This is a genomic window from Fontibacillus panacisegetis (genome assembly GCF_900102215.1).
In the GTDB taxonomy this organism is placed as follows: domain Bacteria; phylum Bacillota; class Bacilli; order Paenibacillales; family Paenibacillaceae; genus Fontibacillus; species Fontibacillus panacisegetis.
Map to the genome: position 1 here is coordinate 1 of NZ_FNBG01000024.1, position 18,049 is coordinate 18,049.

Below are 18,049 nucleotides of genomic sequence, written 5' to 3' on the forward strand. Positions count from 1 at the left end.
TTTCATAGAGCGGTGTGATACGGCAGAATAAGGAGCAATCCTGTGAATTCATAAACATTGTAGGGCAGGACTCCGATTTAAGGGGGCCTAGCCGATGATGCAACTTTTCTACAAGAAAATCGAGATTCCATTCAACATCAGCCAAAAAAACTGCACTTTCACACCTTTTTGATTGATCTGACTATTCCCTCCTCCAAAAAGCTGCACCTTTGCACTTTTTCTCACCATTAGTCAACCACCTAACTCCACATCATAAACGTAAAAACGCGCCCAAACAGGACGCGTCCATTCGAGCATTTATTGCTCATATTGCTTCTTTCGCTCTTCATCAGCAGCAAGCTGCTTTTTATGAACTCGGGTAGAGAGGATCACACTTAGCTCATATAGAAGAATCAGCGGTATGAGGACTAGAAATGCGGAGAAGAAATCCGCAGGTGTAATCATTACAGAGACCACGACAAGCGCAAAATAAGCTACGCGGCGCATCTTTTTCAAAAGCTTCGGATTCAGTATGCGCAGCTGCGTTAAAAAAAGAATCACAATCGGCAACTCAAACAGCAAGGAAATAGGCAGCACAATATTAGTTAAAAACTTGAAGTAATCAGCCATGCCATAGGTTTCAATTAAGCCCAGCTGCTTGTTCAGTGATCCCGTGAATGTCATAGCGAGCGGAAATACGACAAAATATCCAAAGGCTACCCCGATCAAGAAAAAAATAAATGCAAATGGAATATATTTTAATGTCGCTTTTTGCTCTTTAGGCTTGAGCCCTGGGCTTACGAATGCCCATACCTGAAAAAGTGTGAACGGTAGAGTGATACCAAACGCCACGAGCATGGCGATCTTCATGTATACTCCGACCCCGTCCCAAAAAGAGAATGCATTGAGTTCAATTTCTACACCGGATAACGCATTGATCGTCAAATAATGGTAGATCGGATCAACGACAAAAAATGCTCCCACAAGCACAGCAACAAATACGAAAGCAACGAGAAAAAGCCGCCTCCGCAGTTCGGTCAAATGATCGACTACAGTTAATTCATCCTGTTCTTCAGCCATACGCCTTCCCCCTCAATCTCCGGAAGGTATTATTCCGGCAAACGTCGATCATCGCTTTGGGATGCAGCAACGACAGGAGGAGTCTGGATTTTTTTTGCCTCTGCGGGCTTTTCTTGATCCTCTACAATATCCCGGGTCGCTTCTTTAAATTCACGGAAGGTACGTCCAACGGCTCGTCCCAGCTCTGGTAACTTGTTGGGGCCGAATAGCAACAACGCAGCAATAACAATTAACAAAAAACCGCCTGCACTCATTTTGAATCTCCTTCCGAAGTGATAACTTATTTTAAATCTAAGATACCACAATCCACTTCCAAGTCATAGATCAATCAAGTACAGCTACAGACGGAATTGTCCTGTAACCATTAGCAACGCTTCTGGCAGCTGGTCCATAATGGCAGCCAGATTCTCATGAACGCCCTTAGGTGTACCCGGCAGGTTAACAATTAGCGTCCGGCCGCGAATACCTACAATGCCTCTAAACAGCATAGACCCACGATTTTTCTGCATGTTGGAATAACGCATAGCTTCGGCCATTCCGGGAACCTCCCGTTCAATGACCCGTCTAGTTGCTTCGGGAGTCACATCCCGAATTGCCAGTTCCGTTCCTCCAGTCGTTAAAACAAGATCGGCATGAAAATAATCTGTCATTTCAATCAAAGCTGCAATAATTTCATCCGGTTCATCTGGGACAATACGATATTCGACTATTTCACCGCCCAGTTCTTCCTCGACCAGTTCCCGGATAACCTGGGCGCTCGTATCTTCACGTTCGCCTCTGGCTCCTTTATCACTTGCCGTAAGGATCGCTGTTTTCCAAACCATGAAGTCACCCTCCTCATCCATATAGGAACAAATATTTTATCTATTAATGTGATTAGCTACGGATGTAATCTCCACTCTTTCCTCCACTTTTAGCTTGTAAAAGCGTCGGTCCGATGATCATATCCTTTTGCAGAGCTTTACACATGTCATAAACAGTAAGTGCTGAAGCAGAAACAGCTGTTAGCGCCTCCATTTCTACGCCCGTCTTGCCTTCGGTTTTTACCGTAGCCTCGATATACAGCTCATCTACCTCATTATCGTTAAAAATAATATTTACACCAGTTAAAGCTAGCGGGTGGCACATTGGAATCCAATCAGATGTTTTTTTTGCACCTTGAATGCCGGCCACTTGAGATACAGCAAGAACATCACCTTTTCCAACTTTTCCAGCCTTGATAGCTTGAAGCGTTGAAGGCAGCATCTTGATCGTCGTCGAAGCAACCGCAACGCGAACGGTCGGTTCCTTACCCGAAATATCTACCATTCGTGCCCTTCCCTGTTCATTGAAATGGGTCATTCCTTCTTGTTTTGAAGCCCCGTCCATAGCCATGTCTCACTACTTTCCTTCATATATAAAGTGCCGGATACCGTAAACAGCATATCCAGTCGAAAATCATGTTTTTCCATAGGAATGACTGGCACGATTGATTCCTTAAATGCCAGTGAGGCCATCACCGTATGCCGTTGATTACCACATGCATCTGTTAATTGCTTAACAAAACGATCATAATATCCTGCGCCAAATCCGATTCGTCCACCGTTTAGATCGAAAGCAAGTCCAGGTACGACAACCAAATCGATCTCACAGTAGCGCGATACGGGCCAAATCAATGCAGAATCACTTGGCTCTCGAATTCCCCAATAGCCTGAAATTAAGTCTGCCTCACCCTGAATTTCATGCAGCGCCATAAAGTCTTTGCTAGCAACGCGGGGTGCGAGCAGCCGATCCCCTTTTTGTATGCACTGATTGAGAAGATAGTTCGTTACAGGTTCATCACGAAACGATATGTAACTAAATACATTAAGTCGACCGCCGCGTAATTCTCTTAGCGGCCCGAGTACCTCCTGCTCAGCCAGTCGGCTGGCAGCTAATGACTGCTCAAGACGATCAGCCTCGGGTATCCTGGAACGAATATCGGCCATTTTCGTCCGTATTTCTTGCTTTTCATTCCTGATGTCCATGATTATCCCCTCTCCCGCATCATAACGGGAAATCTCTGATTCTAGTTTATCATTGTTGAAGCAAAATGAAAACTGAGCGTCAGCGGTGCATTTGTATGTTGTTTCATGTACACTAAATAGAAGAAGATCTTATATTGCACATATTATCGTTGGAGGATGTATCTGAATATGCTTCTACAAGCTAATGATATTACTAAATTATATGGAGTTACTACTGTGCTCAGCGGGATTAACTTACAAATTCTTGAACGTGATCGTATCGGACTGGTTGGCGTCAACGGAGCGGGAAAATCAACTCTGCTGCAAATACTTGCTGATGAAATGTCCTGTGATGGTGGCCAAATTTTTAAAGCAAAAGAAACAACAATTGGATATCTTGCCCAAAACAGTGGACTTCAATCCTATCTCACCATCTGGGAAGAAATGCTTGCGGTTTTTGCACCACTAACTGAAGCTGAAAAAGAGCTCCGCCTAATGGAGCAGCAAATTGCTGATCCTTCGCTTGCGTCTGATGCCAGAGTGTATCAAGAGCTGCTTGATCGTTACGCAATAAAATCTGATTGGTTCAAGGACAACGGGGGTTATGAAATTGAGACACGAATCCGCAGCGTGCTTCACGGTATGGGATTCGGTACATTTCCACCAGACACTGCAATTTCATCATTAAGCGGTGGGCAAAAAACACGGCTGGCGCTCGCTCGAATTTTGCTACAAGCTCCTGACCTGCTAATGCTTGACGAGCCTACTAACCATCTGGATATTGAGACACTCACCTGGCTGGAGGACTATTTGCGAAATTATTCCGGCGCCTTGCTGGTTGTCTCTCATGACCGTTATTTTCTGGATAGGCTGGTTACGACAATTGTCGAAATCGAACGCCATCAATCTCGTAGATACACTGGCAATTACAGTCGTTACATTGATCTGAAGGCTGCTGAATACGAAAGTCAGATGAAAATGTATGAAAAGCAACAGGATGAAATCGCACGGATGGAGGATTTTATCCAGAAAAATATCGTACGAGCCTCTACCACCAAACGAGCGCAGAGCCGTCGCAAAGCGCTTGAAAAAATGGAGGTCATAGATCGTCCTCTCGGCGACTTAAAAAAAGCAAGCTTTGCATTTGAAGCAGATATTATGAGTGGTAAAGACGTTCTTCAAGTGGATAGGCTGGCCTTTGCTTTTGAGGACAAGAATGCTTCGCTCTTTCAAAACGTTTCCTTCTATTTAAAACGTGGGGAGACAGTTGCACTAATCGGCCCTAACGGAATCGGTAAATCTACTCTGCTTAAAATGCTGACGGGTGATCTGAAGCCGACAGAAGGCTCCATCATGTGGGGAACTAAAGTCAAGATTGGATACTACGATCAGGAGCAAACCCATTTGAATCTAAAAAATACGGTTCTTGAAGAAGTATGGGGTGCCTTTCCTCATATTGAGGAAGCTCGAATTCGCAGCGTGTTAGGCAACTTCCTTTTTAGTGGAGATGATGTACTTAAGAAAATTTCCGCACTGAGCGGTGGGGAAAAAGCTCGTATTGCCCTTGCCAAGCTAATGCTTCAAAAGGCGAATGTTCTAATCCTTGACGAGCCTACCAACCATTTGGACCTGTTCAGCAAGGAAGTACTGGAATCCGCTCTGCTTGATTATGATGGTACGCTGTTGTTCATATCCCATGACCGATATTTCCTGAACAAAATGGCTGAACGTATTGTAGAGCTTCATCCTAGTGGTGCTGAACATTTCCTGGGTAATTATGACGATTACTTGGAGAAAAAGCAGGAACAAGCGGAGCTGGCCGCGGAATTAGCGGGCATAGAATCCAACAAATCCAATTCTTCTTCAGAACGGCAAAGCAGCCCAAATGATTTATCGTCTGCCAAAACCGGAGCTGCTTCCTTTGAAGCTGACAAGCAAGCCAAACGTGAGGAAAGAGCACGGCTTCGCAGAATGGAACAGCTTGAAGAGACCATTGCTAATTTGGAAGCCGAGATTGAGCGACTTGAACATGAGCTTACTGAGCCTGATGTGTATCAGGACTATACAGCGATACAGGAGCGCCAGACCATGATTGATGAACATAAAGCAAAGCTTGCATCTTCATATGAAGAATGGGAGTCCATTGCTTTGTGATCAAAATCCGAACTTCTGAACGGCTTTCACAAAAATATTTTTTACGTAAAATTAATATTTCTCCACTTTATGCACATTATTATCCACAAGATATTTTCAAAAAAGGCGACCTCAATGGTCGCTTTTTTCAGGTATTACGACCTGTTTTTTTGAAATTTCATAATTTATCCACTGAGTTATACACATTATCCACAAATTTTTGAAAAAAAATGTCGTTTTCTTTCATACTTCTCAACCTTTTAGCTGGCAAGCTTTCATTTTATTTTCATTAATAATATTAACGATCTGTGGATAACTTTGTTCACATCTTGACAAATTATTAACTCCATGTAACTCCGCGTAACGGATTCATTCGTACCGTGTTAAATTCAATTTTATTCTGATTAACCATACTTAATCTTGTTTAATAGTCTTTATAACTTGATCAAGCCTTAATTTCGATATTACATTAATTACACATACTAATTACCTATTCCATTTTAGTTAAAAAATTACTATTATTTTCAAAGGGTAATACTGCCCACAATATTGTATAAAAAAACATAGTAATCAATTTACAAGGAGAGAAAATTCATGCGATTATTCAAAATTGCTACATTAACTTCACTTGGCTTGAGCCTTGCATTTGTTGGAGGATGTCAATCATTATCCTCTAGTCCTGCCACTACTCAAGGAGCATTGTCTAATATCCCTGAATTTACAGAATCAACACTACCTGGTGGGGGAGTAGCCTTTCCGCACAACGAACGAATTCATTTATCTACCGATCAAAAATGGATTGCTTCAGAGGGGCATCTATCGGACTTGATTCGTCTACAATGGACTGCTGAACGTGCAAAACCTGCCATTGCCTGGGCTGACGAGAAAGGAAAGGATAAAACTGCGATCGTGTCCCATGATAAAGCGAACAACCCTGAGCAACATGATCATAAGCATATCTCTATTGAAACAACAATGTCGCCTACAGGAAAATATAAAGATCAATTGTACACTCGTTTTGAAATTCCTTATGATACCGATGTCTCTGAAATCAGGACACACTCCTCTAACTTCAATGTTATGGATGGCATTCTAAGAGTTGCAGGTGGTGGCAACAGAGATTTACAATTTGCATCAACTGCCAAAGAAAATGTTACAAGTCCTTTATGGACCTTGAGAGCCAACAGTTCTCAATTAACTGGACAAAACCAAGGGGCAGACCTTCAAATTATCCGATATTCTGATAAAGGCGAAGTGCTGGATAGTTCATTAACTGTTAAACGAAATAATGGAAATATCGGAATTGGTACCGCTACTCCCGAGAGCAAGCTTGATGTGAATGGCGACAGCATACGTATCCGCGAATCCAAAACTCCAGCTTCGTCCACCTCACCAGGTAATAAAGGGGACATTGCTTGGGATGATAAATATATGTACGTATGTGTTGCGAAGGATACCTGGAAGCGTTCTGAGCTTTCTTCTTGGTAATAGTTAAATTGGTCATATTTATATGACGGATTATAATATTAAGTGCGACACCTAATAAGGCGGTATACTCTTCAGTTGCGAAAATATTGATAATAAAATAAGGATTTGTAGAATGAGCGGATCTCTACAATGCCAAAATAACAATTACCTCAGAATTCAAAAGACAAATAGTACAACTCTATGAAACGGAAGAACAACCGAAAGAAGAGGAGCTAACGAAGCAATTGTGGAGATTTCCCACAAAAATCGCAAGGTCTATAATACGCGAAATTTTCTGTTGACAATCCAAAAAACGAATGTGTCATCATCACGAGTAACTGTAAATAAACGATTTAATTTATGTATGATCAACTTATTTTTCAAAATATGAAAAGGACCTATTCCAACTATGATTCAAGTTGAAGTAGGTCTTTGCTTGTATTGTACACCTGAATTGCATTTTTGTAGCTTTTATTCGGTACTGTCACGCTAAAAGCCCTTTAAATGACTAGATTCCTCGAGGTTCTAAGCAAAACAATAATTAATTATTTTCTGGTAATTCCTCTTCGAAAGGTGCTCTTACCATCTTCTTAAATTCGGGTTTACAAACACCAAATTTTTTGTAGTTCTCTCTTGCTAGATCTAACGAAATATGGTTTGCCCCTATGCTTAAATTAGGCTTTGAATGAGCAACAACATCAAACTGCCAAAAACATACATCACAAATTTCTACAACCACTTCATCCTCACTAACAATAGTAAAATTATAACAACATGGACATTGTATTCTCTTCATATTTCCACCTTTCTCTCTCACTTTGGAGCATATTTCTCTATCTGATCCAACCAATATTTAAGTCCGTCAGTTGGTTTAAAATATGTTAATATCCCACCGTATTGATTTATCATTCCAAATTCATTAGTAGCCGTATCATATCTAAAATATGTGCCTCCTTTTGAGACAAATGATTCTGTTGTTGAGACAGGAGGCTTCTCAAGGAAATTTCTTGCACCACTTAGATATTGGCTTTCAGTCGTATACCCAAAATCCTTTTTATGATCGTTAAAGTGTTTTGTCAAAGTACTCTTACCATTACCTTTTGTAAAATCATTAGCGACATTTCTTGTGCCAGTATAAGGCTGTCCAGGATATCTCGTCCCCTTATTATTTCCAATCAACCCTTTAACTGCATTAATACCTTTTGAAACTGTTACTACTTAGGTGCGAGTTAGAATTGAAGACGCCCTTGAATGGCGAAAGTGAGGGATTTGAGAACAAAAAGGTTCTGTTTGAGGAGAGTGGAGACGATGGAGCGAATGCGTGCAAACTGCTCTGCACCCGTCGTTGTACAAAAAGCTCCTGAAATTTTAGTTTTGACCTTGACCATCCGAATATCGCGTTCTGCCTGATTATTGTCAAACGGAATTTGGGCATCTCGAAGAAAGGCAAGGATAGCGGTTTTGTATTGCTGAAACCGCATAACATCCCTTATCTTTTCCTGCAACACAGTGACCAGTCGGATCAGTATAGATTAACGGATTATTAAGAACATACGTATACAAGTTCAATGTTAGCGGATTATTCAATTCCCCTTCATAAGTATCCTTACTAACAAACCTCCCTACTGCCGGATCATAATATCTGGCCCGCAGGTAATAAAGTCCTGTCTCTTCATCCTGAATTTCTCCTGCGTATTTGAATGGATTCTCTATCCCCTCTTGCTGCTGAAGGATATTTCCCCATTCATCATACTGATAGTTATTAACTGTATTTCCGTTTTCGTCAATAATCTGTACAACATCACCATGTCCGTTATATAGATAATAATACTTTTTGTTCGTGCTGGCTTCACGTTTAGCAAGTAGTCGATCCGGTCCCCACACATAATTAGCGGTCACTTGGTTAGAGGCATTCGCTTCAGAAATAACCTTTCCGCTGTTGTTATAGGCATAGCGAATCTTTTCTGTAACCGAAGTTGGTGTTGTCCCATTGCCTGATTCGAATTCTCGGTTGTAGTTGTTTTAGACAGTCTCAGACCTTGCATTTCATATTCAAATTCAGTTGCGACAATCTCCATGCTGACAATATCAGCGGTCAGTTCTTCCAAGCACATTTTCTGAATTGTTTTCATTTCTGTCATCTCGTTTCAACTCCATAGATTTATTTGTCCTGCAATCTATCAGTGATTACGGAATAGCTGAACACTCTCCTCTCGTTTCTGAATGCAAAAAGGACACTTAACATCACCATTCGGTGAGATCAAGTGTCCTAAGTTTAGGTTTACGAAGTTTCCTGACAGCATCAGTCGCTGCTTGCAAACCCAGTATTGCATAAGCTTCTCTGTTTGGTCAAGAACAATCTGCTACTGTCTCCGACGAGACAGACGATGAGAACCACGAGCTTTGCGGCGCCTGTCTCGGTGTCCCATATACCTCGCTACGTCTGAACTGTTATACACCTGATTCTCACGTTATGCCGTCAACTTGATTCATGTTAAATTTTCATATTCATGAGTTCTGTGTAAGTCACATTAAGAATCACATACATGAGGTTCTGCGTAATCAATTTTCCGACTTCATTACCGACAACAATTACCTGCATGAGCTTCTGTGTAATTCACCATGACTTTTTACCATCATTGAGTCTCATGTAAGCACTGGGCAAGACCCTTACACTATGTTTAGCTTATTGAAAATATTGCTAGTGATTTTAAGGATCTCTTCGCTTGTTGTATAAACATTGGGATACATGAAGTGGTCGTCTGCATTTTCCGAAAATCGTGATGCAGTTCGAGCAAGTTCTTCAAATAACTTATCTTCTTCCGCTGTCAAGGAATCATATTCCAGATCATGATCATAGGTAATATGGAATTCGTCACAAAATACGGATAAGTTTATTTGATTGTTTTTGAGTAACTGAAGTAACCAATATAACCTGTCTTTTGGAGAGCGCTCGCCCATGGTAACCCCCTTATTTTCTTTTTGGAATTGCACTTAACGGGCCAATTGCTTTTCGCGTGTATTCAAAATGGAATATTGTATTTGTCGCCTCATTGTATAGTACTTCTAGATTATACGACTGTCCATTTTTATACATGACCGTATAGAACATATTGGCGTCACTACCACGCGGGTCGGCATATTTTTCACCATACTTGATTGCAGATACCATCGTCTGAACGGGGACAAACCTTCCAGGATTGGTCATATGTTCTGCGGTTTTAACTGTAAAATTAAGTCCATCTTCAAGTTTTGTCAACTTTCCTGCCTTAAATAGTCCAAATGATGCAGTTACGGCTGCCCCCTCACCTGGATGATTTTCAATATAAGTTCCGAGGTCTTCGGTAAATCCTTGAATTGCGCTCAATGCAGGGAACATTTTGTGAGCTTGCTTCATAATTTCATCCAAAGGAATCATCTTATCTTTGCTTTGCATGATATCAGCTTCTGAATATCCAGCTTTTCGCGCATTTTTCCTCAAAGTTTCAGCTTCGGCTGACCAATAATCTCTTTCTGCTTTTGTTGTTGCAGAATGCCACATATTCTTCATTTCATTAATCGTGTAATTAAATCCTAATTTCTCATTCCAATACCCTGTCGGATCGACATAAATCAAAGGGTTGTTATGCACATACGTATAAAGATTAAGACTTAGAGGATTATTTATCTGCCCCTCATACGTATCCTTACTTATAAACCGCCCCACTACCGGATCATAATACCTTGCTCGCAAGTAATAAAGCCCCGTCTCTTCATCCTGAACTTCCCCTGCGTATTTAAACGCATTGTCTACCCCCTCTTGTTGCTGTAGAATATTCCCCCATTCATCGTACTGATAGTTATTTACTATATTACCGCTTTCGTCGATAATTTGTACTACATCACCATGTCCGTTGTACAGATAATAGTACTTTTTGTTCGTACTTGCATCTCTTTTAGCAAGCAAGCGATCTGGTCCCCATACATAGTTAGCTGTCACCTGGTTTGAGGCATTAGCTTCGGAAATAACCTTTCCACCGTTGTTATATGCATATCGGACCTTTTCAACCGATGTTGGTACTCCGTTTCCTGATTCCGAATTTACAGTCGTAATGGTTTTAGCCAGTCTTAACCCTTGCATTTCATATTCAAATTCAGTTGTAGTATTACCATTAGTAACCGTCTTGAGTTGATCCCAAATATTGAAGGTATAGTTCTGTTGACCGGATGGATCAGCAAAATTTTCGTCACCATTCAGTGTTTTGCGATTACCTCGTGCATCATATGTGTAGTCGATGGTATGACCAGAAGGGCGCTTCACTTGAATCAAACGGTTCAAGCTATCATATTTATAGCTCGTTGTACCTGTAGAATCTGTAATGCTAGTTATGTTACCGTTAGCATCGTAACCATAAGAGTATTCGGATACAACGGTAGTCCCCTTCTTGTTACTCACCTTTAATAGACGACCGATGGCATCGTAGGTATGATCCGTGGTGAGTTGACTTCCATCCGAAAGTATAGGATACGTTACTCTTGTTAATTTTCCATCCGGTTCATAACTATACTGGGCGTTTGCAGTATTCGAAGAAGATACCTGATATGAACCATCAGTCTGTACTCGGCTAATTCGTGTCTTGTCATACGTATAATGAGTAAAATAATCAGATACATCCGCAACATTCTTCAAGCGGTTCTGGTCATCATATTCATGACGAACTACAGATACAGTTCCATCATATAATATCGCTTTGTATTTTTGTGAGCCATAAATATTATAGTCATTATACAGAGTCATATAATTATAGCCATTTCGTACTTCTTGTTGACTTGAGGGTCCAAATATGCTGAACTGATTAGTGTTTTTTAATGTTGTAGACCCTGCTATTTTAATAATGCCTCTTCCTGTCTCATCATACGCATAGAAAATATAGTTGTTGTTAGGATCCTTACGAATTGAAATTTGACCGAGTGTATTTCGTGTGAATACATCCTGATTCGATCCAGTATCAGTACTTGTTGTAAGGAAGCCTGTCTCATCGTAGCTCTTGGATGAAACGTAATTTGTAGTTCCATCATTTTGCATTGTAGATTGTAATTGTCCAAGCTTGTTATAATCATATGATGTTGTTTGATTGAGAGCATCCTGAACTGATGTTAGTCTATTCAATTTATCATATTGATATCGAGTGATATTCCGGTTTGGATCCGTATAAGTCAATACATTTCCTAGATAATCATAAGTCAAGTCCTCCTGAACGACATTTGCTGTACGATTAGGCCAATTTGGATATCCCTTTGAAGTAACGTTTCTACCCCATTGGTCAGAGATAGACTCTAGCACATTTCGTTTTAGACCGTCCTGCGGATTACTTCGGAATGTGGAAATATCACTAGCAGCTACTAGATAAGATACATTTTTACGATCAATAATGTCATAATCGGTGCGATACAAATTGCCAAACGCATCCGTAGCTTCGTATCCACGTCCCCAAATATCATACGCTGCTGTTGATACATTTCCACTTGTATCTATTACATAATTAGGTCTAGCCATAAGATCATAATGGTACTGGGATAAGATCAATTCACGTCCTGTTATATTATCTAGCTGACCTATCAATACTGCATTTCCAAGTCCATCATAAAATTCGTGCTTGACATTGTCATAACTAACTTCATTATCGTTTACACGAGTAGTCCTCGAGTAAGAATCTATCCTGGTTGTAATTAAATATTTATTTATATTATCAAAATAGTCCGGAGTATCATCCACGATTTGATCATGATAATCGATAATATCTTCCCTCTGGAATTGTTCTCCGCTCTGGTTATTTGTTATAGGATAGATTGTCTTTGTCAATCTCCCATACACATCATATTGATATTGTGTTGTTTTATTGTCTGCATTTGTTTCTGAAGTCATTAGCCCTAATAAGACATCATATGTCCTATTAATTGGAACTTCCTTTAATTGACCAGATTCATTGGTATAATAAGTTTTAAGCAAAGTGGGGTAAAGTTTATACGATCCGTTTTGGCTGAAATAAGAAACTACTTTAGATGTTTTTCCATTTTCTAATGAAGTTATTACTTCTTCCGTTCTACCATCTGGAGTCTCTGAGAAATTGTAAGTCGTTAATTCACCATTCGCGTTTTTTGAGGACGACAGTCTACCATCGGAGGTATAAGTATATTCCTCAGTAAACAAATTATTAGCTGATTGATAGTACTGAACTTTAGAAGGAAGCTTAAAATTACTTTCGTATTCATATGTTGTTGTAAGCCGTTGTACCTCAGAAGTGTCGCTCAACTGAGCAGCAGTCATTGGACGTGTCTGACTCTGCAAGTCCCCCCAATTATAATAGGAGTACATCTGATAAAGATTGTTTTCTCTCGATCCACTAGTTACTTTGGTTTCCACTTTAGTCGGCTTATTCTTGAATGTTGCATCATAAGATTGAATAGTTGTTGCAGTCGTTTCACCATTTAGTGCAATTTGCACTGTAGATAAAAGTTGTTTTTTACCATTAAACGTGTACTTAGTTTTAATACCATCCAAATTTACAGACTCCGAACTAAAACGATAAGATTCAGGCATGGATTCTTCAGCGTAATAGGCTCCAAATCCGGTTAAATCGCCCTCATATTTGTAGTTTAGATTAAAGTACGGCCCCTCAGAATAAAACTCTTTAGTAGAAAAATTGTATTTATTCAGCCCATCAAATCTTTTGGTTACTCTAAACGCCTCATACGCTCCTTCTCCTCCCCAATTCCTTGGGGTAACATTATACTCATAAAAAGAAGTCGAATGAGGATACATTGCATATTGCAATAAATAAACTGCTGTTCCGGCTGAATTGTTTAAATTCTTGCTACTTGGATTAAATTTTTCTGAAGCTAAAAAATATTCATAGATTGTGCTGTATCCACTTATATCAGTTACACTAAAAAGTTTCGGCTCATATCGCTTTCCAATCAATGCCCCATTGCTGTAGATGCTAACTTCTTCTCGTTTTTTTGCATATACAATGGTCTTCTTATCAGTTGTTGATGGATGACTTACAGTAACCGTAATATTCTCTGTCATGTTATGAGTATCAAAATTCGGATCGCTAAGTTTAGTTTCATAGATAAAATCTACATTTCGGCCAATAGAATCAACAATTTTGGAGATCACTGGATAGGATATTCCATTCATCTGTCTGTTGATATGTGTAAACTTTATCTCATTACCAAATCGATCCTTTACCCCCAAAAGCCTACCATCACTACCAAAGTAAGTCTTCTCTTTATTCTGATCTATCAACATATATGCTGAGTTTATCTGGCCATTTGAGTAACTAGAATCTCTCAACATCTCGACATCAGTTCGTCCATAATCCTCTAATTTCCCACGATTGCTTGCATCAAATTTAACTAGATACGCTGCTCCTTTCCCATCGTGATAATGAATATAGTTTTCTTCGATTTGAAGTGATGGAAAAGTTAATGACCACCCACTCCCAAGATCATATCGTAACCGACTATATGAATTCTCATCTGGATAAATGGTAGTAGTGGTGTTGTACGTGATTTGAATATATTGAACAGTTTTATATTCTACAGTAAAGTCGATGTATGTGCGTCCACTATCTGGCTGATTACGGAAATAATAATCTGCGATATTATATGCCTGCTCTATTGTTAAATAATATCCTGGAAAGTAAGTTCCATATTGACTCGCATTACTATCCCAATACAATAAGGTTACATAGTATCCTGTACCATATCCAACTAGCTGTGAGGAACTCGAAGTAACCTTGACTCGCTTCGTCCCCACCTCTGCCTGACTGGAGTTGTACAATCTCCCTAAAGTCAAATCGAGTCCATCTTTTCCCGGCAGATTAAGATCTATTTCCGATAATGTTAGAGTACCACTCGCTGGATCAACAGTTTCAGATACACTGCTGCGATCGGATAACACGGGTTTATTGGATTCATTTACTAATTTCGGTGTAACTAGTCCATTTAATACTCTCTCCAGCTGACTATTGTCAATTGCTGCATGAACGCTTGTTGATCCTGCTTGAGAAGTAATAATAAAAACTAATATCCCTATAATAAAATTTCGAATGAATGACCCTATCTTCCTCATGATCTCTACTCCTTCTCTACCAAAGCTTGTTTACTAGCTTCTTTGGCAACTTGCAATTGTTCGAGAAGTTCACTTTCAGAAATACCAGTCTCCTTCGCAAGTGCCTGAATTCTTTCAAGAACATCAGGATCTACTGCAGTTTTGCTAGACTTGCTGTTTTTACTCTGTGCTTGAACTGTTGCCTTAGATTTAAAAGTTACAACTCCTTTTTCTCCACCGTCTCTGTATGCATCCAGCAACTCTGTTATTGAGCCCTTACCTAGATCATAAGAAATAAGCAAGACTAATTTCTCGTGATCCGTTAGCTTCTCCTTACTTAACTGGGAATATTGCTCCTGATATTCTTTAGATAATGAACTTAATTGGTTGGCTTCAATTTCTTTAGTAAGCACTGATTCTAGCTCAGCCCACGATTGATCACTACCTTCTTTACGCTCAGCAATCGTTAATGGATCAATAAGTATCTTATTTGCCAGTTCATCGAGTTGATACAAATCCTCAATAGAGTACCCTTTCATTATTAAGTCTTCCATTTGTTCTTGAGTTAATTGGAAAAGATCTTTATTTTGCACATCTACAGTTAGAGATTTCGCAATAGATGAATTGACTTGCGGTTGAATTTCTACACTTTCATGAACTACTTCTTCTGTTGTACGAAACTCTTTAAAAGCCTCTAAATGTGAATTATCTACTTGATCCTCAAGCACTTTATCTTCTAGATTTGGTACTTGCACTATATGTTCTGTGGATGGAGCACTACCAAGAGTCATTTCCTGAAAATTCCCAACAATTTCCTCAGCAAATCCCACTGCACCCGGAGTAATTAATGAAACTGCTAATCCTAAACAAAGCGGAATCATAATCCATTTTCTATTTCTTTTTTTTCTATTCAAAATGCTCACCTCATAAAATAGAATTTGTTATTCTAGTACTGTTTTTTCTGTGCTTTTATTAAGTAGATTGCCGTTCCGGTCGTATATATATTGAATTTGATATTTGTACAGTCCTTGAAAGTACTCTGTCTTAATTAATCGATTCGCGTCATCATAGAAATACTGTTTTGTTGATGCAGGTGACACTCTTAATCTATAAGGCTCAAAGCTATAATCTTCACCTTCTGAAGACACCCTGATATAAACGAAACTTCCGCTAGGCATATACCCTGAAAAATGAACATCTCTACCATCCACTAACTTTTTCACCACACTAGGCTGCATAGAAGAATTAAAAACCTCCACTTTGTATCTACGGTCTGATGGCGATTGAAGTGTAAAGAAATAAGTTGTGTTCTCAGTAGCTGTAAATTTATAAAAGTCCTTATCCAACTTGCTAGAAATGTATGATTCATATTTTTGGGATACGTTTATCGGCGTCGCTGTCTCCGGGGTGTCATTAGGTTCAAAGGTGTCTAAACTAGCTGTAGTTAAATAAAACGCATCCAGACCCAAAATATAGTTCGAGCTTGCCGTATTTTTGCCCGTAACTTCAAAGCGAATGGTATGAGTTGCTCTATTATCCAAAGTAACCTGTCCGATCTGTGTATCGATATGTCGTGAGGTTAGATTATATAAATCAAGTGATTGTGCTACTGCTACTCCATCCACTGTTACTTTTGCAATTCCTCGATTGTTGAATTGACGAATTCTTAGATCAAGTTGATATCTCCCCTGTTCAGCTACAAAAGGAAATTCAATATAATCTCCAACAGCGTTTGATTCGTAGAATGCATGCCGACCTGCACTCGATTTACTCTCTTCTTGCATAGTCAGCCTGTCACCTGAATGTGTATATCCGACTAGCTGCTCAAATTCGTAGACCTGCTTTCCCGATAAAGTCGTTACATTCACGCTTTGGCTAAATTCAGATGCCACTTGATTCTGACTTATGGATCTAATTTTGAACACATATGATGTCCCTGGAATTAGCCCTGTAATGGTATAGAAGGTCTTTGTTCCTGCTATCGTTGCTGCCAGAGCATCATCCTGATAAATTTCATATGCATCAATTACTACATCAGGTTCTTGAGTAGGAGCACTCCACTCCAAATTGACAGTTGTATCCGACTGTATCCCGGATTTGAAATTCGTTGGTGTCTTAGGAGTCGCATGCACTACTTGTTTCGTTAAATACATCGCATCCAGACCCAAAATATAGTTTGAGCTTGACGCATTTTTACCCGTAACTTCAAAGCGAATCGTATGAGTTGCTCTATTATCCAAAGTAACCTGTCCGATCTGTGTATCGATATGCCGTGAGGTCAGGTTATATAAATCAAGCGATTGTGCTACTGCTACCCCATCCACTGTTACTTTCGCAATTCCTCGATTGTTGAATTGACGAATCCTCAGATCAAGCTGGTATATCCCCTGTTCTGCCACAAAAGGAAACTCAATATAATCCCCAACAGCGTTTGATTCGTAGAATGCATGCCGACCCGCACTCGACTGACTCTCTTCTTGCATAGTTAGTCTGTCACCCGAATGAGTAAGTCCTTCTAATTGTTCAAATTCATAGACCTGTTTTCCCGATAAAGTCGTTGCCGCTATAGTTTCGCTAAATTCAGATGCCACTTGATCCTGGGCTAGAGCTCGAATTTTAAACGAATATGTAGTTCCAGGGGATAAACCAGTTACCGTATAAAATGTTTTAGTTCTACTGACTGATCCGATAACTAGATCATCCTTATAAATTTCGAATGAACCTACTTGAGTAGAATCAGGATGAGTCCATTCAAGGTTAACTGTGGTGTCTGAATGAATTCTAGATTTTAGAGCAGTTGGTGCTGCAATGGTAATAGCTCCCTTCAATTGTGCTGGGAGATCCAACAAATCACTTGTTTCCCCGTCTGATAGTTCTACCTCTTCTTCAAACGACGGTATCTGTTCTTCTTCAGACTGGTCTAACGGTGGAGCCTGTGAGGAATCTGGTTCTATCGGAAAGTCTGAATTTTGCACCGAATTTGGGTCCGCTTCATTGTCGTCAGATATCTCGTTATTATTACCTTCACTAGTGTTCTTATCTACTTTCTGATTTACGCTTAAAGTTGTTGCAAGTTTAGACCCATTTGAATCTGCAAATACAGTTGCTTGAAAAATCAGTAAAATAACAACCAACAGATAAATGCTTTTCCTAACAATAGTCAACAAAAATCATCACTCCTCATGAGATATCATTACTAAAATATCAATATTTCCCATTAATTCAAATGACTAGTTTTGTCAATATTCGTTGATGTATGTCTAATACTCATTTTCATTACTAAAGACGTAGTTCATTGCCATCACAAGAA

General features: G+C 39.6%; 16 protein-coding genes. 2 read left to right on the forward strand and 14 right to left on the reverse strand.

The features are described 5' to 3' along the window. Positions 1-297: 297 nt before the first annotated feature. From tatC to BLS49_RS17680, 5 genes are all read right to left on the reverse strand, one after another. Positions 298-1,059: a twin-arginine translocase subunit TatC gene (gene tatC / locus BLS49_RS17660; RefSeq protein ID WP_091233690.1), complete on the reverse strand. Its 762-nt coding sequence runs from the start codon at positions 1,057-1,059 to the stop codon at positions 298-300. A gap of 29 nt (positions 1,060-1,088) precedes the next feature. Continuing rightward, positions 1,089-1,313, reverse strand: coding sequence for a twin-arginine translocase TatA/TatE family subunit (tatA, locus tag BLS49_RS17665; RefSeq protein WP_091233694.1), 225 nt, complete (start codon positions 1,311-1,313; stop codon positions 1,089-1,091). 84 nt (positions 1,314-1,397) lie between these two features. Further along, a complete protein-coding gene (locus tag BLS49_RS17670; protein WP_091233701.1) occupies positions 1,398-1,883 on the reverse strand; it encodes a MogA/MoaB family molybdenum cofactor biosynthesis protein in 486 nt (161 codons plus the stop codon). 52 nt (positions 1,884-1,935) lie between these two features. Further along, on the reverse strand, positions 1,936-2,433 hold the full coding sequence (moaC, locus tag BLS49_RS17675; protein ID WP_425432160.1) for a cyclic pyranopterin monophosphate synthase MoaC: 498 nt from the start codon (positions 2,431-2,433) through the stop codon (positions 1,936-1,938). Beyond that, on the reverse strand, positions 2,397-3,065 hold the full coding sequence (locus tag BLS49_RS17680; protein WP_091233704.1) for a 5-formyltetrahydrofolate cyclo-ligase: 669 nt from the start codon (positions 3,063-3,065) through the stop codon (positions 2,397-2,399). The genes moaC and BLS49_RS17680 overlap by 37 nt, the downstream gene beginning before the upstream one ends. Positions 3,066-3,233: 168 nt before the next feature. Between BLS49_RS17680 and BLS49_RS17685 the strand changes: the two genes are divergently transcribed. Beyond that, positions 3,234-5,198 (forward strand): ABC-F family ATP-binding cassette domain-containing protein, encoded by a 1,965-nt coding sequence (locus BLS49_RS17685; RefSeq protein ID WP_091233708.1) that lies wholly within the window; start codon positions 3,234-3,236, stop codon positions 5,196-5,198. Positions 5,199-5,771: 573 nt separating this feature from the next. After that, on the forward strand, positions 5,772-6,665 hold the full coding sequence (locus BLS49_RS17695; protein ID WP_091233716.1) for a hypothetical protein: 894 nt from the start codon (positions 5,772-5,774) through the stop codon (positions 6,663-6,665). A gap of 520 nt (positions 6,666-7,185) precedes the next feature. Here the strand turns inward: BLS49_RS17695 and BLS49_RS17700 are convergent. The 9 genes from BLS49_RS17700 to BLS49_RS17740 form a co-directional block, all read right to left on the reverse strand. Further along, positions 7,186-7,440, reverse strand: a complete 255-nt coding sequence (locus BLS49_RS17700; RefSeq protein WP_091233720.1) for a CPCC family cysteine-rich protein — start codon at positions 7,438-7,440, stop codon at positions 7,186-7,188. A 17-nt stretch (positions 7,441-7,457) separates the two neighbouring features. Further along, positions 7,458-7,823: a hemagglutination protein gene (locus BLS49_RS17705; protein WP_245742544.1), complete on the reverse strand. Its 366-nt coding sequence runs from the start codon at positions 7,821-7,823 to the stop codon at positions 7,458-7,460. 50 nt (positions 7,824-7,873) lie between these two features. Beyond that, the gene (locus BLS49_RS17710; RefSeq protein WP_091233722.1) at positions 7,874-8,125 is read right to left on the reverse strand and encodes an IS66 family transposase; all 252 of its coding nucleotides are present in this window, start codon (positions 8,123-8,125) and stop codon (positions 7,874-7,876) included. Continuing rightward, positions 8,061-8,543 carry an RHS repeat-associated core domain-containing protein gene (locus BLS49_RS17715; protein ID WP_245742546.1) on the reverse strand — a complete coding sequence of 161 codons (483 nt, stop codon included), beginning with the start codon at positions 8,541-8,543 and terminating at the stop codon, positions 8,061-8,063. The genes BLS49_RS17710 and BLS49_RS17715 overlap by 65 nt, the downstream gene beginning before the upstream one ends. Continuing rightward, entirely contained in the window at positions 8,540-8,785 is a 246-nt protein-coding gene (locus BLS49_RS17720) for a hypothetical protein (protein WP_091233728.1), read from the reverse strand. The genes BLS49_RS17715 and BLS49_RS17720 overlap by 4 nt, the downstream gene beginning before the upstream one ends. 529 nt (positions 8,786-9,314) lie before the next feature. Continuing rightward, positions 9,315-9,605 (reverse strand): magnesium and cobalt transport protein CorA, encoded by a 291-nt coding sequence (locus BLS49_RS17725; RefSeq protein WP_091233730.1) that lies wholly within the window; start codon positions 9,603-9,605, stop codon positions 9,315-9,317. A gap of 10 nt (positions 9,606-9,615) precedes the next feature. Beyond that, positions 9,616-14,760 carry an RHS repeat-associated core domain-containing protein gene (locus tag BLS49_RS17730; RefSeq protein WP_091233733.1) on the reverse strand — a complete coding sequence of 1,715 codons (5,145 nt, stop codon included), beginning with the start codon at positions 14,758-14,760 and terminating at the stop codon, positions 9,616-9,618. 5 nt (positions 14,761-14,765) lie between these two features. Continuing rightward, positions 14,766-15,653, reverse strand: coding sequence for a hypothetical protein (locus BLS49_RS17735; RefSeq protein ID WP_091233736.1), 888 nt, complete (start codon positions 15,651-15,653; stop codon positions 14,766-14,768). 27 nt (positions 15,654-15,680) lie between these two features. After that, complete coding sequence (locus BLS49_RS17740) at positions 15,681-17,906, reverse strand: fibronectin type III domain-containing protein (protein WP_091233738.1); 2,226 nt, start codon at positions 17,904-17,906, stop codon at positions 15,681-15,683. Positions 17,907-18,049: the final 143 nt, after the last annotated feature.

What these genes read in the sequence shown, in the direction of transcription:
- BLS49_RS17730 (WP_091233733.1), bottom strand. Translation starts at nt 14,760, where the DNA reads ATGAGGAAGATAGGGTCATTCATTCGAAATTTTATTATAGGGATATTA.
- BLS49_RS17685 (WP_091233708.1), top strand. Translation starts at nt 3,234, where the DNA reads ATGCTTCTACAAGCTAATGATATTACTAAATTATATGGAGTTACTACT.
- BLS49_RS17695 (WP_091233716.1), top strand. Translation starts at nt 5,772, where the DNA reads ATGCGATTATTCAAAATTGCTACATTAACTTCACTTGGCTTGAGCCTT.
- tatC (WP_091233690.1), bottom strand. Translation starts at nt 1,059, where the DNA reads ATGGCTGAAGAACAGGATGAATTAACTGTAGTCGATCATTTGACCGAA.
- BLS49_RS17680 (WP_091233704.1), bottom strand. Translation starts at nt 3,065, where the DNA reads ATGGACATCAGGAATGAAAAGCAAGAAATACGGACGAAAATGGCCGAT.
- BLS49_RS17725 (WP_091233730.1), bottom strand. Translation starts at nt 9,605, where the DNA reads ATGGGCGAGCGCTCTCCAAAAGACAGGTTATATTGGTTACTTCAGTTA.
- BLS49_RS17700 (WP_091233720.1), bottom strand. Translation starts at nt 7,440, where the DNA reads ATGAAGAGAATACAATGTCCATGTTGTTATAATTTTACTATTGTTAGT.
- BLS49_RS17670 (WP_091233701.1), bottom strand. Translation starts at nt 1,883, where the DNA reads ATGGTTTGGAAAACAGCGATCCTTACGGCAAGTGATAAAGGAGCCAGA.
- moaC (WP_425432160.1), bottom strand. Translation starts at nt 2,433, where the DNA reads ATGGCTATGGACGGGGCTTCAAAACAAGAAGGAATGACCCATTTCAAT.
- BLS49_RS17720 (WP_091233728.1), bottom strand. Translation starts at nt 8,785, where the DNA reads ATGACAGAAATGAAAACAATTCAGAAAATGTGCTTGGAAGAACTGACC.
- tatA (WP_091233694.1), bottom strand. Translation starts at nt 1,313, where the DNA reads ATGAGTGCAGGCGGTTTTTTGTTAATTGTTATTGCTGCGTTGTTGCTA.
- BLS49_RS17710 (WP_091233722.1), bottom strand. Translation starts at nt 8,125, where the DNA reads ATGCGGTTTCAGCAATACAAAACCGCTATCCTTGCCTTTCTTCGAGAT.